Origin of the sequence: Streptomyces sp. NPDC102451, assembly GCF_044765485.1 — a bacterium.
Taxonomy (GTDB): domain Bacteria; phylum Actinomycetota; class Actinomycetes; order Streptomycetales; family Streptomycetaceae; genus Streptomyces.
In genome coordinates this window covers 92,717-110,708 of sequence record NZ_JBIWKD010000008.1, presented here as the reverse complement: position 1 = coordinate 110,708, position 17,992 = coordinate 92,717, and the positions used below count along the sequence as shown (strand labels likewise).

Genomic DNA, 17,992 nt, shown 5'->3' with positions numbered 1-17,992 from the left:
TCAGCAGCCGCCGCAGTTGTAGTACGTCACGTCCCAGTGGTTGCCCTCGTCCGCGTAGACGTTGCCGGAGCCGGACTGGTACTGCGGGGCGCCGTCGCCGCGCACCCCGATGTAGGCGAACGTGCCCTTCACGTAGTTCGTCAGGCAGGTGGTCTTGCCGAAGTCGAGCTTGTAGCCGTTCCAGTGCGAGTACGTGCCACTGGCGTGCCCGGTCTCGGTGCCCCCGGTGATGTTGAGCGCGCAGCCGGTGGCGCTCTTCAGGGTCTGGGCGCCCTGGGCGCTGGTCAGGTTGAGCTGGTCGAAGGACGTGCAGGTGGAGACGTTCCGGTTGGAACAGCCGCCCGAGGACGACCAGGTGACCCCGGACGAGGTGAAGCGGGAGGTCGCCTGGGAGTGGGTCAGCTTGGTGGCGGCGTGCGCCTCGGTGGCGCCGCCGCCGAGGATGCCCACGCCGGGCGCGAAGAGCGCGCCGAGGACGAGGGCGAGAGCGGCCAGGGCCGAGCGGAGACGGGGACGGGTCTGCATGGGGGAAGTCCTCCTGCTCATGACAATTTGGGGGCAGGGAGATAGTGCCCCAGCTCTACGCGCGTCCGCCAGGGGGCGGCAGGAGGCGGACGGGGCTCCGCCCGCGACTTTCGGACCGGCCTGGACCCTTGATGTTGAACTTTGAACAAAATGGGTCTACAGTCAATCTCGTTGAAGATTAAACAAATCTTCGACGGCCACTCGTCTGAACCGTCCCCCGAGGAGGAGCCATGGCTCTGTTCAACCGCAGGAACAACGACGCCCCGTCCACCACCGCCACCCTCGCCGTGGACCCGGCGCTGGCCGCCCTGACCGGCGCGTACACGATCGACCCGGCCCACAGCAGCATCGGCTTCACCGTGCGCCACGCCATGGTCACCAATGTGCGGGGCTCCTTCGGTGAGCACGAGGGCACCCTCACCCTGGACGGCACGACCCCTTCCGCCTCCACCGCGTCCATCGACGTCAAGATCGCCAGCGTCGACACCGGGATCGCCGACCGCGACGGCCACCTGGTCAGCGGCGACTTCTTCGACGCGGAGACGTTCCCCCTGATGACGTTCCGCTCCACCGGGGCCGAGCAGCTCGGCGGCGACGCGTACCGGATCACCGGGGACCTCACGATCAAGGGCGTCACCCGCCCGCTCGCCATCGACCTGGAGTTCAACGGCTCAGCCACCGACCCCTACGGCAACCAGCGCGTGGGCTTCGAGGGCAGCGCCGAGATCCTACGCTCCGACTGGGGCCTGACCTACAACGCCGCGCTGGAGACCGGCGGCGTGCTCGTCGGCGACAAGGTCAAGCTGAACTTCGACATCTCCGCGATCAAGGCCGCCTGACCGTACGGGGGGCGCCTCGCCCCCCCCGACCGCACCCACCCACGGTGCGGTCCGGTCCGTCGATGTGCCGAAACCCCTACCGATTCACCCCGTGCGGCGGACCTTCAGGGCGTTGTCGGTGCGGGTGGTGGGGTTGCCGTCCGGGTCGTTCTGGATGCGTTCGTGCTCGGCGCTGAGCAGCACCTCCCACCGCCCCTCCGGCAGTTCGAGGGACTCCAGGACCTCGTCCGTCGTGGGCAGGTGCACCTCGGGGTGCGGGTTCTTCTCCCAGGTGGGGAAGCCCGCGTGGCCGACGATGAGGAGCACCCCTCCGGGTGCCACGGCCGAGGCCGCCTGCCGCAGGATCCGCTCGCGCGGCAGGTCGCCCATGGAGTGCAGGAACTGGGCGGAGACCAGGTCGAACTCCCCTTCGGGGAACGTGTCGCCCAGGTCGTGCCACTGCCAGTCGATCCGGCCGGCCACCCCCGCCTCGGCCGCGTGGCCGGCCGCCCGCTCCAGGGCGACGCGCGAGATGTCGGTGGCGGTGACCTGCCAGCCGGACCGGGCGAGCCAGACCGCGTCGGCACCCTCACCGCAGCCGAGGTCCAGGGCGCGCCCCGGCTTCAGGTCCTCCACCTCGCGGACGAGGACCACGTTGGGGTTCCCGCTCCAGATCCGGTCGCTCTCGCGGTAGCGGTCGTCCCACATCTCGGCGTCGGTACGGGTGCTGTCGGTGGTCATTTCATCTCCTGAAGTCCGTGACGGCGGCCCCCGAGCACCCGCTCGGTGACCTGGCGCTCGGCCTCGGCCGAGAAGGGCGCGCGGCGGGCGTCGACCGCGCGGCCGGTGTCCTCGGTGACGAGGTCCATGTTGATCATCGAGGCCGCCTTCAGCCCGGCCGCCGCCGCGCCGACGACCTGCTCCATGAGGTTCGCGACGTTACCGGCCACCCACACCCCGGGCACGGCGGTGGCCCCGGCGGGGTCGGCCGCGATGTACGTGCCGACGACGTGGTCGCCCGCCGTCAGCTCGGTGGGCACCAGGCCGAGGCTCTCCAGGACCGCCGACCGCGCGGTGAAGCGCGGCTGGACCACGAGCGCCTCGCGCGGGATCACCGTCTCCCCGGCCAGCCGCACCCCGGTGAGCCGGTCGCCGGTCACCTCCAGCCCGGTCACCTCGCCGTCCACCACGGAGATGCCCCGGGCGGCGAGCTGCTCGTACTCCTCGTCACCGAAGTCGGCCCGGTCGTGCCGGAACAGCACCACGTCGTCGGTCCACTGCCGCCAGAGCAGCGCCTGGTGCACGGCCATCGGGCTGAGCGCCAGGATGCCGACCGGCGTGTCCCGCACCTCCCAGCCGTGGCAGTAGGGGCAGTGCAGCACCTCGCGGCCCCAGCGCTCGGCCAGGCCCTCCACCGGCGGCAGCTCGTCGACGATTCCGGTGGTCACGAGCAGACGCCGGGCGTGGACGGCGCTCCCGTCCGCCCGTACGACGCGGAAGCCGTCGGGCAGCTTCTCGGCCGAGACGACGTCGCCCGGGACGATCTCGGCGCCGTAGTCCGCCGCTTCGGCCCGGCCCGCGGCCAGCAGTTCCGAGGGCGGGGTGCCCTCGCGGCCCAGGTAGTTGTGCACGTGGGACGCGGGCGCGTTACGCGGACTGCCCGCGTCGATCACGAGCACGGAACGCCGCGCCCGGGCCAGGGCGAGCGCCCCGCTCAGCCCGGCGGCCCCACCGCCGATCACCACCACGTCGTACCGCTGGTCCATCTCGCTCATGCGGAACACCTCCTGTTACGGGTGATGGTGCGCGGGCCGGCCCGATTCGACAAACTTGCTTGCCGAACCGGCAAACTCGCACCAGACGATCTTCCCCGGGTCCCGGGTCCAGCTCACCTGCGGGAGCGTGCTCCGGATCGAGGTGCACGACAGCGGCGAGGGCCAGGCCCGGGAGCCGGCGGACCCCGGGCCCCTCGCCGAGCACGGGCGCGGACTCGCGCTCGTCGGGGCGCTCGCCGACGCCTGGGGGGTGGGGGAGCGGGACGCGTTTGTACGAGCGCTGACGGGTCCGGCGGGGCTCGCGTACGGGGAGAGGCACCTCATGCACTCGGCAAAGAAGAAGAGCAAGCGGGTCACGTCCTGGCATGTGATCGGCGCGCAGCTCGCCGCCTTCCGCCGCGCGGCCGGGCACACGCAGACGTCGCTGGCCGACCGGTTCTGCGTGGGCGAGGACACGATCGCCTCGATCGAACAGGGCCGCCGGACGCTCCAGGCGGACTTCGCGGCACAGCTGGACGAACTGCTGGACACGAAGGGGGTGCTGGGGGTCGCGGTGGCGAAGGTGCCGCAGAAGGAGCGGTTCCCGGCGTTCGCGCAGGACTTCGTGGAGTACGAGCAGGAGGCCGTGACGCTGCTCTGGTACGAGAACCAGGTGGTACCAGGGCTTCTCCAGACGGAGGAGTACGCCCGCGCGGTCTTCGCGAGCCTCTACCCACCCCTGGAAGACAGCCAGCTGGAGGAACGCCTCGCAGCCCGCCTCGACCGGCAGCGCGTGTTCGACCGCAAGCCCCGGCCCATGGCCAACTTCTTGATCGAGGAGTCCATTCTCCGGCGGCCTCTCGGCGGTCGCTCCGTCCTGCGCGGGCAAATCCTGCATCTGCGACGCTGCGCCGAACTGCCCTTCCTGGGACTCCAGATCATGCCCACCGACCGGCAGACGCACGCCGCACTCGACGGGCCGATGGTGCTGCTGGAGACCCCGGACCACGATCAGCTGGCCTACATCGAGGGGCAGCGCGTCAGTGTGCTGCTCGACGACCTCGACGAGGTCAGTGTGCTGCAACAGAAATATGGGATGCTGCGTTCGCAGGCGATTTCCCCCGAGGAAAGCATGCGCCTACTGGACGACCTGCTTGGAGAGTCATGACGCGCGCGGCACACGACACCGGCCTCACCTGGTTCAAGTCCAGCCACAGCGGCAGCGAGGGCGGCGCGTGCCTCGAAGTCGCCTACGACTGGCGCACCTCCAGCTACAGCGCCAGCGAAGGCGGCAACTGCGTAGAGGTCGCCACCCACCCCGCCGCCGTGCACATCCGCGACTCCAAGGTCACCGCCGGCCCGGTCCTGACCGTGCCCCCGGCCGCCTGGGCGGCGTTCGTCCGCGCTGCCGTCTAGGGCCGCGCGGTTCATTCGCCCTCGGCATCCCAGCGGAGCAGGTCGCCCGGCTGGCAGTCGAGCACCTCGCAGAGCGCCGCGAGCGTCGTGAAGCGCACCGCCTTGGCGCGGCCGTTCTTGAGCACCGCGAGGTTGGCGGGCGTGATCCCCACGCGGTCCGCGAGCTCACCCACGGACATCTTCCGCCTGGCCAGCATCACGTCGATGTCGACGGCGATCGGCATCAGATCACCTCGTCCAACTCGGCCTGCATCTGGGCCGCTTCGCCGTCGCGGGCGACGGCCTGGGCGAGCAGGGTCCGCAGCACGAGCACGATGAGCGCGACTCCCAGGACGGCCAGGCCGATCCCGCCCATGATGAGGGTGACGCCCGGGTCCTCACGCTGGCCCGGCGCGTTCAGGGCGGTGACCCCGAACCACACGAGGGCAACCGCGACGACCGCGCCGATGATGCCGTCCACGTACCGGAAGGCGGCGTGCGAGAACACGGTGCCGCGCCGCACCATCGTCACCAGTCGCCATACGCAGACCAGGGCGACCTGGACCGCCCCGATCCCCAGGATCGTGATCACACGCAGCGGGGTCAGCGGGAGCGACCCGTCCTCCGGGTCGCTCCCGCTGACCAACACCCACACCATCAGTGCCTGTACGCACACGGTGCCGGTGAGCACCACGGCGAGCACTGCGCGCAGCGCACGCACTGTCAGCTTTCCCATGACTCAGCCTCCCATCGACCTACGATGGGAATCTATCGAATCTCGATAGATCGAGCAAGGCCTCCGTGGCATCGGCGCCGGACGCGTCGACCGGCGGCAGCGACGGAACCGACGTGGGCACCGACCGGGGCACCGGCGTGGGCACCGCCTCGCCCGTGCCGAGTTCGATCGATATCTCCACGGGGGCCGCACGCGGCGGCTCGTAGGTCCTCGGCGGATTCCTCGTCACGGGATGCGAGGTGTCCCGGCCCGTCCGGTCGGCGGAATCCTGCGGACCCCGGGCGGTGGAGGGCGCGGGAGAGCGTGCGGGATGCACGTGGGGAGCGGGCGACTCCACGGCGCGTGGGGCCGAGCCCCCGGGCCTGTCGGCGGGACGCGGGCTCTCGGGCCGGACGGGGGCGGAGAGGGTCAGTCCGGCGGCGGCGACGGTCGCCGCCGCCGATGCCGCCACCGCCTGCTGGGCGAAGCCCGTACGCGGGAGTCTCCGCACGGACAGCCACACGGCCGCGGCGAGGGTGAGGCTCCCGGCCAGCGCGGCGCGCAGCGAACGTCTGGCTCTGGCGAGCAGGGACTCGGTGGCCCGGTAGCTCAGGCCCATGGTCCGGGCCACCTGTCCGACGTCGTGGCCCTGGGAGTGCAACCGCAGCGCCTCCGCCTGGCGTGCGGGCAGCAGTTCGGCGCTGCGGGCGGCGATCCACCTGGCCTCCGCGCGGTCGCAGGCCGCCTCCTCCACGGGGGAGGGATCGGCGGGGGCGACGGGGCAGGCCGCGCTCAGCTCCGCGTCCCGGGCGACCTGACGGCGCCGGTCGGCGCATGCGCGGAGGGTCGCGAGGCGGAGCCACGGGCGCACCCGGCCGTACGGGATGTCCGGGGTCTCCCTCGCGCAGATCATCGCTTCGTGGACGGCGTCCTCCGCGTCCTCGGCGCTCTGCGAGCAACCGCGCGCGACGTCCAGCAGTTCGTCACGGTGGCTCCAGATCAGTGCCCACCGGTCGTCCGTGAAAGCGGTCCCGGGATCCATGGCCTCGGGGTCCTCCGCGTGCCTGATCATGGTGCCCCTCACATGCCCCTATGCCCCGCGCCTGACCGGCATCGGGGCATACGGGCCGAGCTGTCGGCTCAGGCCGAGAGCGTGGCGGCGGAGCCGAGCCCGGCGACGCCCAGCAGGTTGGCGCCGACGGCGCCCGACAGGCTGCCGGTGAGCAGGTCGGCGTTGAGGCCGCCCGAGATGCCGCCGACGAGCGGCGCTTCGAGGGAAGCCGCGCCGGAAAGGCCACCGGACACGTTGTCCAGGTCCGCGTCGGAGATTTCCTGGGTGTGGATGTGGGGGGCGGAGCTCATGAGGTGAATTCCTTTCGCGTCAATTCCGGAATTGGCCCGGACCAACTCCGTCAGGAGAGAATGCCGTTGCCGCTTCCGCGATACGGAGGATGTAAGCACGGGGGCATCAGGGGAGGCCACCCGCCCGGTAGCTCTCCCTCCGCTTTCTCGGCGCCGTAAAGCCATTGCGGTCACATTGCCCTTCGGACCGGTACAGCTTCTTCACCTTCCCGATCGACGGACGTTCCGCTGCCGGGAATTTCAAGCCACCGCGAAAGCGGACATTCGCGGCCACGGGCACCCTGGACCGGTGCGGGCCACGGGGAGTCGTCGCGGGCCGCGCGCCGCCTGGGGACACGGTGTGCAGATCCGCCGCAGGCGGCCGCCGGTCCCGCCCGTGCGGCCGGCCCGGCGGCCGGATCCCTCTTCGTCAAAGCCGGTCGCATGTCTGTACGCGCCTCGGCGCACCGTGTACGGTCTCGGCCCGATGGACCTTGGGAGCGCTCCCACCCCCCACCGCTTCGCACGAGGAGGAACGTCATGAAACGTCTGCTCGCCTTACTGGCGACCTGCGCCACCGTCCTGGGCCTCACGGCGGCGATCAGTCCCCAGGCCGGGGCCGCCGCCGCCGCCGGCTGCAAGGTCGACTACACCGTGACCAGCCAGTGGCAGGGCGGCTTCCAGGCCGGAGTGAAGGTCACCAACCTGGGCGCCCCGGTCACCGGCTGGACCCTCACCTTCTCCCTGCCGGACGCGGGGCAGAAGGTCACGCAGGGCTGGAACGCCACCTGGTCGCAGTCCGGTTCCGAGGTCACCGCGGCCGGCGTCGACTGGAACCGTACGCTCGCCACCGATGCGACGGCAGACCTGGGCTTCGCGGGCTCCGCCACCGGCGCCAACCCGAAGCCCACGGCGTTCAGGCTCAACGGTGTCGCCTGCACGGGCTCCCTCGAAGAGCCCACGCCCGACCCCGACCCCGCCGCCGGCACCCCGGTGGACGTCAACGGACAACTCCACGTCTGCGGCGTCAACCTGTGCAACGAGCACGACCGCCCCATCCAGCTGAGGGGCATGAGCACGCACGGCATCCAGTGGTTCAGCCAGTGCTACAACACCGCGTCCCTGGACGCGCTGGCGAACGACTGGAAGTCGGACCTGCTGCGCATCGCCATGTACGTACAGGAGGACGGTTACGAGACCGATCCCACGGGCTTCACCAACCGTGTGAACGGCCTCGTCGACGAGGCCGAGGCCCGTGGCATGTACGCCTTGATCGATTTCCACACGCTGACGCCGGGCGACCCGAATTTCAACATCGACCGCGCGAAGACGTTCTTCGCGTCCGTCGCGGCCCGCAACGCCGGCAAGAAGAACGTGATCTACGAGATCGCCAATGAGCCCAACGGCGTGAGCTGGTCGGCCATCAAGAGCTATGCCGAGCAGGTCATCCCGGTGATCAGGGCCGCCGACCCGGACGCCGTCGTCATCGTCGGCACCCGCGGCTGGTCCTCGCTGGGGGTCTCGGACGGCTCCGACGAGGGCGAGGTCGTCAGCAACCCCGTCAACGCGAGCAACCTCATGTACGCCTTCCACTTCTACGCCGCGAGCCACAAGGACGCCTACCGCTCCACGGTGAGCCGGGCGGCCTCGAAACTCCCGCTGTTCGTCACCGAGTTCGGCACGGTGAGCGCGACCGGCGGCGGGGCGATGGACCAGGCGAGCACCACGGCGTGGCTGGACCTGCTCGACCAGCTGAAGATCAGCTACGCGAACTGGACCTACTCCGACGCCGACGAGAGCAGCGCCGCGTTCCGGTCCGGCACCTGCAACGGCACCGACTACAGCAGCGGCGGTGTGCTGAGCGAGTCCGGCGCCCTGCTCAAGAGCCGGATCAGCACGCCCGACAGCTTCCCCACGAGCTGACGTCCCCGGCGGGGCTCCGGCGAGGAGCCCCGCCGCGCAGGAACCTCACCCCCACCCCGGAGGCACACGTGCGCGTCCTTCCCTCACGATCACAGTCCCGATTACCGCGCCGGTCATGGGCGGCGGCCCTCACGGCTGCCGCACTGCTGGCGACCGGCTTCACGGCGAACGCCGCGAGCGGCGCGGAGGCGGGCTGCCAGAACGACGGGGCCCTGATCTGCTCGGACTTCGAGGACCAGACCGGTCCCGCCCCGTCCGGCGACTGGCAGTTCACCGCCCCCGACTGCCAGGGCACCGGCACGGCCGCCGTCGACAGCGAGGTCGCGCACAGCGGCAGCGGATCGCTGCGGGTCGACGGCCGGGCCGGTTACTGCAACCACGCGTTCGTCGCCTCCACGGCGGACCTGTCCACGGCGGGCCCGGTGCTCCACGTACGCATGTGGGTGCGGCACACCACCGGCCTTCCCGCCGCCCACGTCACGTTCGTCTCGCTGCCCGACGCCTCGCAGGGCGGGCGGAGTCTGCGCGTCGGGGGCCAGAACGGCGCCCTGCAGTGGAACCGCGAGACCGACGACGCCACCCTCCCGGCCCAGAGCCCGGTCGGCGTCGGTCTGAGCAGGCCGCTGCCGACGGACAGCTGGCAGTGCCTGCGCTTCTCGATCGACACGACGGCACCCGCCCTGGACACCTGGCTCGGCGACGAGCTGGTCCCGGGTCTGCACGCCGACGGTGTCCCCACCCAGGACATCGACCAGCAGTGGCTGGTCCGCACCACGCCGCCCCGGCCCACCGCCCTGCGGCTGGGCTGGGAGAGCTACGGGACGGGTGACGACACGCTGTGGTTCGACGACGTGACCGTCGGGTCCGCGCCTCTGGACTGCTGACAGCCCCATCGGAGCACCGGACAGGCCCCCGCCTGTCCGGTGCTTCTGCGCGCGCCCCTCGGACAGGCGCACGCCCGGGGCGGCATTGGTATGGACATGCTCAACCGGCAGGGCTAGCCTCGCGGTTGGTCTAGACCGCAGAGGTAGCCACCCCCCACCCGGCGTCCCCCACTGTGCCCGTCGGCACAGCCACAGAAAGGGCCCCCCATGCCTCGACGTACGGCAGGACACACCTACACCGCCCGGCTTCTGGCCGTCGCGCTGGCGGCCGCGGGAGCCGCCCAGGCGCTGGTCGGCACCGCACCGGCCGCCTCCGCCGCCGCCGGGGACTCCGCGTCCCCGGCCGCCGCCACCTGCGCCCTGAAGCCGAGGCCGCAGGGCAAGGTGCTCCAGGGCTACTGGGAGAACTGGGACGGGGCCGCCAACGGCGTGCACCCGCCGTTCGGCTGGACCTCGATCGCCGATCCGCGCATCCCCGAGCACGGCTACAACGTCGTGAACGCGGCCTTCCCGGTCATCCGGTCGGACGGCACCGTGCTGTGGGAGGACGGCATGGACGCCACCGTGAAGGTGCCGACGCCCAAGGAGATGTGCCAGGCGAAGGAAGGGGGGCTCACCACCCTGCTGTCGATCGGCGGTGCGACGGCGGGCATCGACCTCAGTTCCTCGGCGGTGGCCGACCGGTTCGTGGAGACGGTGGTGCCGATCCTGAAGACGTACAACTTCGACGGCATCGACATCGACATCGAGACCGGTCTCAGCGGCAGCGGCGACATCAACACGCTCTCGCCCTCGCAGGCCAATCTCATCCGGATCATCGACGGGGTCCTCGCCGCCATGTCCGACGGATTCGGCCTGACCATGGCCCCGGAGACCGCCTACGTCACCGGCGGCAGCGTCACTTACGGCTCGATCTGGGGCGCCTATCTGCCGGTCATCAAGAAGTACGCCGACAACGGCCGGCTGTGGTGGCTGAACATGCAGTACTACAACGGCAGCATGTACGGGTGTTCCGGTGACTCCTACGAGGCGGGCACCGTGCAGGGCTTCACCGCCCAGACCGACTGCCTGAACCAGGGCCTGGTCGTGCAGGGCACGACCATCAAGGTCCCGTACGACAAGCAGGTGCCCGGTCTGCCCGCCCAGTCGGGTGCGGGCGGCGGCTACATGGCGCCCTCGCTCGTGGCCCAGGCCTGGAACGGGATCAGCGGCCTGAAGGGGCTGATGACCTGGTCGCTCAACTGGGACGGGTCCCGCGACTGGACCTTCGGCGACAACGTGAAGTCGCTGCAGGGCCGTTGATCCCGGCCGCCCGGGGGAAGGCTTCCCCCGGGCGTCACCTGACAGCTCGTCAGGGGTGCTGACCCGGCCCGTCGCGGTGCGGGGCGAGGCGGGTCGGCGAGAGGGCGGTGTCCTCCTCGCCCGGTTCCAGCAGGGTGGCCGCGGCGCCCACGATGAGGGGGTCCGGCTTGCCGACGGCGCCGGAGTCCTTCGCCGCGTAGTCGACGCGGGCCAGCAGGCTGCGCATCGCTTCGAGGCGGGCCCGGCGCTTGTCGTTGCTCTTCACGACGGTCCACGGCGCGTGCTCGGTGTCGGTGGCACGGAACATGTCGATCTTCGCGCTGGTGTAGTCGTCCCAGCGGTCCAGGGAGTCGATGTCCGTGGGCGAGAGCTTCCACTGGCGTACGGGGTCGACCTGGCGGATCGCGAAGCGGGTGCGCTGCTCGGCGCGGGAGACGGAGAACCAGAACTTGACCATGAGGATGCCGTCGTCGACGAGCATCTCCTCGAAGGCCGGGCACTGCCTGAGGAAGAGTTCGTACTCCGGCGGGGTGCAGAAGCCCATGACGCGTTCGACACCGGCCCGGTTGTACCAGGAGCGGTCGAAGAAGACGATCTCGCCGGGCGCCGGCAGATGGGCGACGTAACGCTGGAAGTACCACTGGCCCCGCTCGCGGTCGGTGGGCTTGTCGAGGGCCACGATGCGCGCGCCACGCGGGTTGAGGCGCTCGGTGAAGCGCTGGATGGTGCCGCCCTTGCCGGCCGCGTCGCGCCCCTCGCAGACCACGACGACCCGTGCCCCGGTGTCCTTGGTCCACCGCTGGAGCTTGAGCATCTCGATCTGCAGGACGCGCTTGATCCGCTCGTACTCCTTGCGGCGGATCTTGCGGTCGTACGGATAGTTCTCGCGCCAGGTCCTGATCGGCTTGCCCGCCTCGTCGAGCAGGATCGGCTGCTCGGGCCTGCTGGTGTCGACGGTCAGGCCGTCCAGCAGCTGCTTCTCCACCCGGTCACGTTCCACCGGACCAAGCCTGGCACCCCTTCGCGCCCCGCGCCACCAGGTGGCGCGGGGCGCGCGGCCGTCTACTTCATCTTCGCCGCGAAGAGCGGGACGACCTTGTCGATCGCATAGGAGGTCGACAGCACCGAGTCGGTGGCAAACGCCTGGCTGATGCCCTTGTCGTCGAAGACGAGGGAGTGTCCGGCCTTCACGGACGGGACCGCCTTGTACAGCGGGTCGCCGCTGATGTCGGAGGCCGGGATGCCGATGGGGGCCATGACCGTCAGGTCGGCGTCGAGGAGGTCGAGCTTCTCCTTGGAGACGGAGATCGAGAAGCCCTCACCTGCCTCGGCGTCGACGGCCGGGTTGTTCTCGAAGCCGAGGCGCTCGACGAAGTCGACCCGGCCGGTGCCGGAGACGTAGGCGCCGTAACCCTCGGAGGTACGGGAGCCGAGGGTGATCGTGCTGCCCTTGAACTCCGGGTGCGCCTTCGCGGCCGCGGCGAACTTCGCCTCGGTGTCCGCGATGAGCTTCTCGCCCTTCTCCGGGACGCCCATGGCGGCGGCGACCATCTCGGTCTGCTTCTCCCACGTCTGCTTGTACTGGTCGCCGCCCTCGGGCACGCCCACGGTCGGGGCGATCTTGCTCAGGGTGTCGTAACGCGTCTGGTCCCCGCTTGACTTGGTGTCCAGGATCAGGTCCGGCTGGAGTGCCGCGATCTTCTCGTACTCGGGCTCCAGCGTGCCGATGATCTGCGGGCTCTTGTCGTACGCGCCCTTGGCCCACGGTCCGACGCCCTCGCCGCCGAAGGCCAGCCAGTCGCTCGCGCCCACGGGCTGCCCGCCGAGCGCGAGGACCGTCTCGGCGTCGCCCCAGCCGAGCGCGACGATGCGCTGGGGAGCCTTGTCGACGGTGACCTCGCCGAACTTCGTCGCGACCTTCGCGGGGAAGGCGCCCTCGGCGGCTCCGTCCGAGGAGGCTGCGGAGTCCGAGCCTGTGCCGTCGGAGGAGCCGCAGGCGGCCAGGCCGACGAGGAGGGCGGCGACGACGCCGGCCATCAGGACCGGAGTGCGCCGTGCGCGGCGGGAGCGGGGAGCGGAATCGTTCATGCCGATTAGGTTAGCCTCACCTAAAGAGTGATCACGATGCGGGGCGGGCCGCGGCGCCCCGCACATGGTGGCGGCCCAGGGGCACCACCATGGGCGTGCCCGACGCCGGGTCCTCCATGACCGAGCAGCGCATGCCGAACACCTCGCCGACCAGCGGTTCCGTCACGATGCCGGAGGGCGGGCCCTCCGCGACGATCCGCCCGTCCTTCATGGCGATCATGTGGTCGGCGTAGCGGCAGGCCAGGTTCAGGTCGTGCAGCACCGCCACCATCGTGGCGCCGTGCTCGTGGTTCAGGTCGGTCAGCAGGTCCAGGACGTCCAGCTGGTGGCTGGCGTCCAGGAAGGTCGTCGGCTCGTCCAGCAGCAGGATGTCCGTACGCTGCGAGAGCGCCATCGCGATCCACACCCGCTGGCGCTGCCCGCCCGAGAGCTCGTCCACCGGGCGGTCGGCGAGCTCCAGGGTGCCGGTGGAGAGCAGCGCCTGGGCGACGGCCTCGTCGTCCTCGGGGCCCCAGCGCCGGAACCAGCCCTGGTGCGGATAGCGGCCGCGCCCGACGAGGTCGGAGACCGTGATCCCCTCCGGCGCGGACGGGCTCTGCGGGAGGATGCCGAGCACGGCGGCGACCTCCTTGGTCGGCATCTCCTGGATGCTCCGGCCGTCCAGCAGCACGGCGCCCTCCGAGGGCGCGAGCAGCCGCGCCATCGCGCGCAGCAGCGTCGACTTGCCGCAGGCGTTCGGGCCCACGATGACCGTGATCCGCCCCGGCGGGACGCTCACGGTGAGGCCGGAGACGATCTCCCGGTCGCCGTAGGCGAGGCGGACGTCCTGGGCCCGGAGGGTGTGCTCAGCCACGGCTCGGCCATGCCTTTCCTTTTCGCGTAGGTTCGCGTGGGTCTCTGTGTCAGCCACCGCTGCCCCCTCGGTTGGCACGGGCCAGGAGCAGCAGCAGGTAGGGGGCGCCGATGATGCTGGTCACCGCGCCCACCGGCAGCTGGACCGACGGCAGCAGGTGCTGGGCGCCGAAGTCGGCGACCAGGACGATCAGGGCGCCGGTCAGCGCCGCGTGCGGCTGGGCGGCGCCGCGGCCCGGGACGAGGCGGCGGGCGATCGGCGCGGAGACGAACGCGACGAAGCCGACCGGGCCGGCCGCCGCGGTGGCGACCCCGGCGAGGGCGGTCGCGCAGCCGAGCAGGGCCAGCCTGCCGGGCTCGACGCGGGCGCCGAGCCCTGCTGCCGCGTCGTCCCCGAGCTGGAGGGGGCCCAGGGCGCGGGAGGCGAGGACGGTGAGCGGCACGAGGACGGCGAGGGCGCTCAGCAGCGGCCACACCTGGCCCCAGGAACGGCCGTTGAGGGTGCCGGTCAGCCAGAGGTACGCCTCCTGCGCGTCGGCGGTGTCGGAGCGGGCCATCACGTACCAGACCACGCTGCTCAGCCCGGTCCCGAAGCCCACGCCGATCAGCACGAGGCGCTGGCCGGCGACGCCCTGGCGCCAGGCGAGCAGATAGATGGCGGCGCCGGCGGCCACCGACCCGAACAGGGCGCTCCCGGACAGGGCGAGGCCGCTGACCTGGAAGAGCAGCGACGCGGTGACGGCGACGGCGCTCGCCCCGGCGCTGATGCCGATGACGTCCGGGCTGGCCAGCGGGTTGCGCAGCAGGGACTGGAAGACGGCTCCGGAGAGCCCGAAGCCGATACCGACGAGGATCGCGAGCAGGGCGCGGGGCAGGCGGAGTTCCAGCACGACGAAGCGCGAGCCGCCGTCCCCGCCGCCGAACAGGGTCTCCACGACCTTGCCGAGCGGCATCACCATGTCGCCGACGCTGAGCGAGAGGGCGAACACCGCCACCACGGCGGCCGACAGGGCGGCCGCGACCAGCACGGAGCGCCGGCGTCCCCGGCCGCGTACCCGTGTCACCGTGCGTACGGCGTCCGTGAGGCGGGCGGCGTCGGGCGCCTCCTGGAGGCGGGTCCCGGTCACAGTTCCACCTGCTTCCTGCGCCGGACGAGCCAGATGAAGGGGATGCAGCCGATCCCGGCGGTGACCACGCCCACCTGGACCTCGCCGGGCGGGGCGACGACCCGGCCGGTGATGTCGGCGACGAGCAGCATGACCGGGGCGAGCACCATGCTGTACGGGAGCACCCAGCGGTAGTCGGGGCCGGTGATGAGCCGGGCGGCGTGCGGCACGGCGAGGCCGACGAAGCCGATCGGGCCGGCCACCACGGTCGCCGCGCCGCACAGCAGCACCACGGCGAGCGCCGAGGTGAGCCGGGCGAGGCCCACCCGCTGGCCGAGGCCGCGGGCCAGGTCGTCACCGAGGGAGAGGGCGTTGAGCTGCGGGCCGAGCAGCAGCGCGAGGACGGCTCCGGCCGCGATGAACGGGGACACCTGCCACAGCACGTCCGCGTCGCGTGCGGTGAGCGCGCCCAGCTGCCAGAAGCGGAAGCGGTCGTAGCTCTCGCGGTCCTGGAGCAGGACCACGCTGGTCACGGAGGTGAGGACGGCGCTGGTCGCCGCGCCCGCCAGGGCCAGCTTGACCGGGGTGGCGCCCTCGCGGCCGAGCGAGCCGACGCCGTACACGAGGAGGGCGGCGAGCAGGGCGCCGAGGAAGCCGAACCAGATGTACTGCGTGGCGACGGTGAGTCCGAAGAAGCTGATCGAGCACACCACGGCGACCGAGGCGCCCGCGTTGATGCCGAGGAGCTGGGGGTCGGCGAGCGGGTTGCGGGCCACGCCCTGCATGACCGTGCCCGCGAGGCCGAGCGCCGCACCGGCCAGCAGCCCGGCCACGGTGCGGGGTATGCGGACCTCCTGGACGATGAGCTGGCCCTTGACGCCGAGGTCAGGGTCGAACACCCCGTCGAATACGTCGCCGAGGGCCACGTCCCCCGAGCCGACCGCGAGGCTCACCAGCACGGTCAGCAGGAGAACGGCCACGGCGACCAGCAGTCCGAGGGCCAGGACGGGGCGGCTGCGCGCACGCCGTCGCTCGAGCTTCGCGGTCTTCCGTTCGTTCGTTCCCTGGAGAACCGGGCCGCTCACAGCCGGCGTACCCGGCGCGGCGACATACGGTTGTGCACTGTTCCTCACCCTTGCTTGTCCGCCCCCGGGACGGGGCGAACCGGCAGGCATAAGTAAGGTGAGCCTAACAGTGCCAGGTCAGCGATCCGCTGCTGTGCCCCCGCAAGGTACGGAGAATCCCTTGTCGAACGCCGCGCCCGTGGCCGTCACCGCCGACGTTCCCTCCCCCGGCGGGGATCCTCTGGCCGGAGCGGTGCCCCTGCGGTCGGCGGAGCAGCTGCGCGAGATCCTCGGGACGCCGTGGCCGCTCGTCATCGACAAGGTCCACGAGGAGCTCACCGAGGCCGACCTGGACCTCCTGGCCCGTGCGCCGTTCTGCGCCGTCTCGACCTCGGACGCCGACGGTAACTGCGACACCTCACCGCGCGGCGGCGAACCGGGCTTCACCCGGGTCCTGGACGCGCGGACGCTCGCCCTGCCCGATCTGCCGGGCAACCGGCGCGGCGACAGCTTCCACAACATCCTGTCCAACCCGCACGTCGGCCTGCTCTACCTGATACCGGGTGCGATGACGGTCCTGCGGATCAACGGGCGCGCCCGCATCCTCACGGACGCCCCCTTCTTCGACGCGATGACGGTGAAGGGGCGGCGCCCCGACCTGGCGCTGGTCGTGGAGATCGACGAGATCTATCTGCACTGCCCGGCGTCGCTGAAGCGCTCGGGCATGTGGGCGCCGGAGAGCTGGGAGACCGCGGAGGGCTGAGGCTTTCGCTCAGAACCCGCCGCCGTCGAAGCCTCCGCCGCCTCCGAAACCGCCGCCGTCGCCGAAGCCGCCGCCTCCGAAGCCGGAGGAGTCGAAGTCGGAGCCGGAGACGTCGCCGCCGCCCCAGTCACCGCCCCCGCCGCCTCCGCCGAAGTCACCGCCGCCGTACTCCGCCGCGTACGCCGGGGTGGAGAGCATCGAGCCGAGCATGGTGCCGACCAGCAGGCCCGGGAGGAGGCCGCCGCCGAAGTAGCCGCCGGCCCAGGGGCCGTAGGCCGGGCCCGCCTCCCAGTAGGGGCGCCGTCTGCCGTCGCCGACGTCGACGGTGCGGCTCATGGGGGCCTCGCCCTCGCGCAGTCTGACCTCGTCCGCGCCGCACACCGGGACCTCGCGGGCCGAGCCGCCGGACGGTGTCCACATGACGTCCGCGACCGCCGGTCCGTGCCGGGGGTCGAAGAAGCAGGGCGGACGGCGGGCCGGAAGGGTGCGGCCCTTGCGGCGGGCCTCCAGGACCGCGAGGGAGAAGCGGCCGTCCTCCAGGGCCTTGGTCACCCCGCGTACGTCGGAGGGGTGGCGGGCGTTGCCCATGCGGGACTTGGCGTCCTCGTAGGAGTCGAGCGCGCGTTCGTAGTCGATGCGCATCGCGTCGTCCGCGCCCTTCTCGGCGGGATGGAAGTCCAGCCGGTCCAGGGTCTCGCCGTACGCGGTGATGTCCTCGTCCACGACGACCCGGAGCTTCTCCAGGGAGGCCTGCTCCTCTTCCTCCTTGCGCTTCCTGTTGCGGTGGGAGACCGCGAGCGCGGTGCCTCCGCCGAGCAGGACCACGCCGCCGAGGACGATCAGACCGGCCACGGGAAGGCCGTTCCGGTCGCCGTCGTCCGCCGCGCCGCCGGACCAGGAGGCGGGGGCGCTGCCCTTGGCCTCGTCGACGGCACGGTCGACGAAGGCGTTGAGCTGGGTCGCGGCGTCGGTGTCCGCGCCGGGTGCCTTCACGGCGGTGGTGAGGTTCTCGACGGCCCGGACGGGCATCACCTGCGGGTCGGCGCCCGCGTCGAAGCCGTCGCCGAGGCGGACGGCGTAGACGCCGGTGACTCCGGTGTCGGTGCGCAGGTTCTGCAGGAGGTTGTCGGGCGGGTACTCGGACGTCGCGGGCAGCACGGCCACGAAGACCGGCTTGTCGGCGTCCACGATCTTCTTCTCCAGGGCGGCCTCCTGGGACGCCGAGAGCTGGCCGGATGCCGCCGGGTCGACGTAGACGGGGTCCTCGCGCAGAGCGGTGGCCGCATCGCCGATCGTCGAGGGGGCGGCGGCCTGGGCAGCGGGGATCATGGCCAGCACGGCCGCCGAGAGGATCAGCAGCAGGCAGGCCCACAGGGGAGCGAACAGCCTCTTCCTCATACTCCGAAAGTAACCCGAACGGGCGACAAACGCGTCGCCCGCCCGGGTCCCCTTCATGCTGTTA

Annotated in this window: 19 protein-coding genes and 1 pseudogene; 7 read left to right on the top strand and 13 right to left on the bottom strand. The window is 71.5% G+C overall.

Translation table 11 applies throughout. The features are described from left to right. Window positions 1-525, bottom strand: coding sequence for a hypothetical protein (locus ACIRD8_RS20170; RefSeq protein ID WP_382985571.1), 525 nt, complete (start codon window positions 523-525; stop codon window positions 1-3). 230 nt (window positions 526-755) lie between these two features. Here ACIRD8_RS20170 and ACIRD8_RS20165 point away from each other — a divergent pair, with 230 nt between their 5' ends. Continuing rightward, window positions 756-1,364 (top strand): YceI family protein, encoded by a 609-nt coding sequence (locus ACIRD8_RS20165; RefSeq protein WP_403993090.1) that lies wholly within the window; start codon window positions 756-758, stop codon window positions 1,362-1,364. 84 nt (window positions 1,365-1,448) lie between these two features. Here the strand turns inward: ACIRD8_RS20165 and ACIRD8_RS20160 are convergent, their stop codons facing one another. Next, entirely contained in the window at window positions 1,449-2,084 is a 636-nt protein-coding gene (locus ACIRD8_RS20160) for an SAM-dependent methyltransferase (RefSeq protein WP_403993087.1), read from the bottom strand. After that, window positions 2,081-3,118, bottom strand: coding sequence for an NAD(P)/FAD-dependent oxidoreductase (locus ACIRD8_RS20155; protein ID WP_403993084.1), 1,038 nt, complete (start codon window positions 3,116-3,118; stop codon window positions 2,081-2,083). The genes ACIRD8_RS20160 and ACIRD8_RS20155 overlap by 4 nt, the downstream gene beginning before the upstream one ends. Window positions 3,119-3,440: 322 nt before the next feature. Here ACIRD8_RS20155 and ACIRD8_RS20150 point away from each other — a divergent pair, with 322 nt between their 5' ends. Both ACIRD8_RS20150 and ACIRD8_RS20145 read left to right on the top strand, forming a co-directional pair. After that, entirely contained in the window at window positions 3,441-4,265 is an 825-nt protein-coding gene (locus ACIRD8_RS20150) for a Scr1 family TA system antitoxin-like transcriptional regulator (protein WP_403993498.1), read from the top strand. Beyond that, entirely contained in the window at window positions 4,262-4,513 is a 252-nt protein-coding gene (locus ACIRD8_RS20145) for a DUF397 domain-containing protein (RefSeq protein WP_403993081.1), read from the top strand. The genes ACIRD8_RS20150 and ACIRD8_RS20145 overlap by 4 nt, the downstream gene beginning before the upstream one ends. A gap of 11 nt (window positions 4,514-4,524) precedes the next feature. Here the strand turns inward: ACIRD8_RS20145 and ACIRD8_RS20140 are convergent, their stop codons facing one another. The 4 genes from ACIRD8_RS20140 to ACIRD8_RS20125 form a co-directional block, all read right to left on the bottom strand. Then, complete coding sequence (locus ACIRD8_RS20140; protein WP_403993078.1) at window positions 4,525-4,737, bottom strand: helix-turn-helix domain-containing protein; 213 nt, start codon at window positions 4,735-4,737, stop codon at window positions 4,525-4,527. Beyond that, entirely contained in the window at window positions 4,737-5,228 is a 492-nt protein-coding gene (locus ACIRD8_RS20135) for a DUF2975 domain-containing protein (RefSeq protein ID WP_403993075.1), read from the bottom strand. The genes ACIRD8_RS20140 and ACIRD8_RS20135 overlap by 1 nt, the downstream gene beginning before the upstream one ends. Before the next feature lie 19 nt (window positions 5,229-5,247). Then, on the bottom strand, window positions 5,248-6,279 hold the full coding sequence (locus ACIRD8_RS20130) for a sigma factor-like helix-turn-helix DNA-binding protein (RefSeq protein ID WP_403993073.1): 1,032 nt from the start codon (window positions 6,277-6,279) through the stop codon (window positions 5,248-5,250). A 68-nt stretch (window positions 6,280-6,347) separates the two neighbouring features. Next, entirely contained in the window at window positions 6,348-6,569 is a 222-nt protein-coding gene (locus tag ACIRD8_RS20125) for a hypothetical protein (RefSeq protein ID WP_403993071.1), read from the bottom strand. A 519-nt stretch (window positions 6,570-7,088) separates the two neighbouring features. Between ACIRD8_RS20125 and ACIRD8_RS20120 the strand changes: the two genes are divergently transcribed. From ACIRD8_RS20120 to ACIRD8_RS20110, 3 genes and pseudogenes are all read left to right on the top strand, one after another. Next, window positions 7,089-8,471 (top strand): cellulase family glycosylhydrolase, encoded by a 1,383-nt coding sequence (locus ACIRD8_RS20120; RefSeq protein ID WP_403993068.1) that lies wholly within the window; start codon window positions 7,089-7,091, stop codon window positions 8,469-8,471. A gap of 209 nt (window positions 8,472-8,680) precedes the next feature. After that, window positions 8,681-9,355: pseudogene (locus ACIRD8_RS20115) on the top strand (cellulose-binding protein); the annotation flags it as partial. A gap of 207 nt (window positions 9,356-9,562) precedes the next feature. Further along, window positions 9,563-10,657 carry a chitinase gene (locus ACIRD8_RS20110; protein ID WP_403993065.1) on the top strand — a complete coding sequence of 365 codons (1,095 nt, stop codon included), beginning with the start codon at window positions 9,563-9,565 and terminating at the stop codon, window positions 10,655-10,657. 49 nt (window positions 10,658-10,706) lie between these two features. Here ACIRD8_RS20110 and ppk2 read toward each other — a convergent pair whose 3' ends face one another. The 5 genes from ppk2 to ACIRD8_RS20085 form a co-directional block, all read right to left on the bottom strand. Then, window positions 10,707-11,657, bottom strand: coding sequence for a polyphosphate kinase 2 (ppk2, locus tag ACIRD8_RS20105; protein ID WP_403993062.1), 951 nt, complete (start codon window positions 11,655-11,657; stop codon window positions 10,707-10,709). Window positions 11,658-11,719: 62 nt separating this feature from the next. Further along, window positions 11,720-12,745 carry an ABC transporter substrate-binding protein gene (locus ACIRD8_RS20100; RefSeq protein ID WP_403993059.1) on the bottom strand — a complete coding sequence of 342 codons (1,026 nt, stop codon included), beginning with the start codon at window positions 12,743-12,745 and terminating at the stop codon, window positions 11,720-11,722. Window positions 12,746-12,776: 31 nt separating this feature from the next. Next, on the bottom strand, window positions 12,777-13,598 hold the full coding sequence (locus ACIRD8_RS20095; protein WP_403993056.1) for an ABC transporter ATP-binding protein: 822 nt from the start codon (window positions 13,596-13,598) through the stop codon (window positions 12,777-12,779). A gap of 49 nt (window positions 13,599-13,647) precedes the next feature. After that, window positions 13,648-14,724 (bottom strand): FecCD family ABC transporter permease, encoded by a 1,077-nt coding sequence (locus tag ACIRD8_RS20090; RefSeq protein WP_403993053.1) that lies wholly within the window; start codon window positions 14,722-14,724, stop codon window positions 13,648-13,650. Beyond that, window positions 14,721-15,788 (bottom strand): FecCD family ABC transporter permease, encoded by a 1,068-nt coding sequence (locus ACIRD8_RS20085; RefSeq protein WP_403993051.1) that lies wholly within the window; start codon window positions 15,786-15,788, stop codon window positions 14,721-14,723. The genes ACIRD8_RS20090 and ACIRD8_RS20085 overlap by 4 nt, the downstream gene beginning before the upstream one ends. A gap of 160 nt (window positions 15,789-15,948) precedes the next feature. Between ACIRD8_RS20085 and ACIRD8_RS20080 the strand changes: the two genes are divergently transcribed. Beyond that, window positions 15,949-16,530, top strand: a complete 582-nt coding sequence (locus ACIRD8_RS20080) for an MSMEG_1061 family FMN-dependent PPOX-type flavoprotein (protein ID WP_403993048.1) — start codon at window positions 15,949-15,951, stop codon at window positions 16,528-16,530. A gap of 9 nt (window positions 16,531-16,539) precedes the next feature. Here the strand turns inward: ACIRD8_RS20080 and ACIRD8_RS20075 are convergent, their stop codons facing one another. After that, window positions 16,540-17,928, bottom strand: coding sequence for a hypothetical protein (locus ACIRD8_RS20075; protein ID WP_403993047.1), 1,389 nt, complete (start codon window positions 17,926-17,928; stop codon window positions 16,540-16,542). Window positions 17,929-17,992: the final 64 nt, after the last annotated feature.

Bases quoted from the DNA above. Each gene is read 5' to 3' on its own strand.
- ACIRD8_RS20130 (WP_403993073.1), bottom strand. From the start codon at position 6,279: ATGATCAGGCACGCGGAGGACCCCGAGGCCATGGATCCCGGGACCGCT.
- ACIRD8_RS20160 (WP_403993087.1), bottom strand. From the start codon at position 2,084: ATGACCACCGACAGCACCCGTACCGACGCCGAGATGTGGGACGACCGC.
- ACIRD8_RS20125 (WP_403993071.1), bottom strand. From the start codon at position 6,569: ATGAGCTCCGCCCCCCACATCCACACCCAGGAAATCTCCGACGCGGAC.
- ACIRD8_RS20165 (WP_403993090.1), top strand. From the start codon at position 756: ATGGCTCTGTTCAACCGCAGGAACAACGACGCCCCGTCCACCACCGCC.
- ACIRD8_RS20110 (WP_403993065.1), top strand. From the start codon at position 9,563: ATGCCTCGACGTACGGCAGGACACACCTACACCGCCCGGCTTCTGGCC.
- ACIRD8_RS20135 (WP_403993075.1), bottom strand. From the start codon at position 5,228: ATGGGAAAGCTGACAGTGCGTGCGCTGCGCGCAGTGCTCGCCGTGGTG.
- ACIRD8_RS20140 (WP_403993078.1), bottom strand. From the start codon at position 4,737: ATGCCGATCGCCGTCGACATCGACGTGATGCTGGCCAGGCGGAAGATG.
- ACIRD8_RS20100 (WP_403993059.1), bottom strand. From the start codon at position 12,745: ATGAACGATTCCGCTCCCCGCTCCCGCCGCGCACGGCGCACTCCGGTC.
- ACIRD8_RS20150 (WP_403993498.1), top strand. From the start codon at position 3,441: ATGCACTCGGCAAAGAAGAAGAGCAAGCGGGTCACGTCCTGGCATGTG.
- ACIRD8_RS20075 (WP_403993047.1), bottom strand. From the start codon at position 17,928: ATGAGGAAGAGGCTGTTCGCTCCCCTGTGGGCCTGCCTGCTGCTGATC.
- ACIRD8_RS20155 (WP_403993084.1), bottom strand. From the start codon at position 3,118: ATGAGCGAGATGGACCAGCGGTACGACGTGGTGGTGATCGGCGGTGGG.
- ACIRD8_RS20145 (WP_403993081.1), top strand. From the start codon at position 4,262: ATGACGCGCGCGGCACACGACACCGGCCTCACCTGGTTCAAGTCCAGC.
- ACIRD8_RS20120 (WP_403993068.1), top strand. From the start codon at position 7,089: ATGAAACGTCTGCTCGCCTTACTGGCGACCTGCGCCACCGTCCTGGGC.
- ACIRD8_RS20170 (WP_382985571.1), bottom strand. From the start codon at position 525: ATGCAGACCCGTCCCCGTCTCCGCTCGGCCCTGGCCGCTCTCGCCCTC.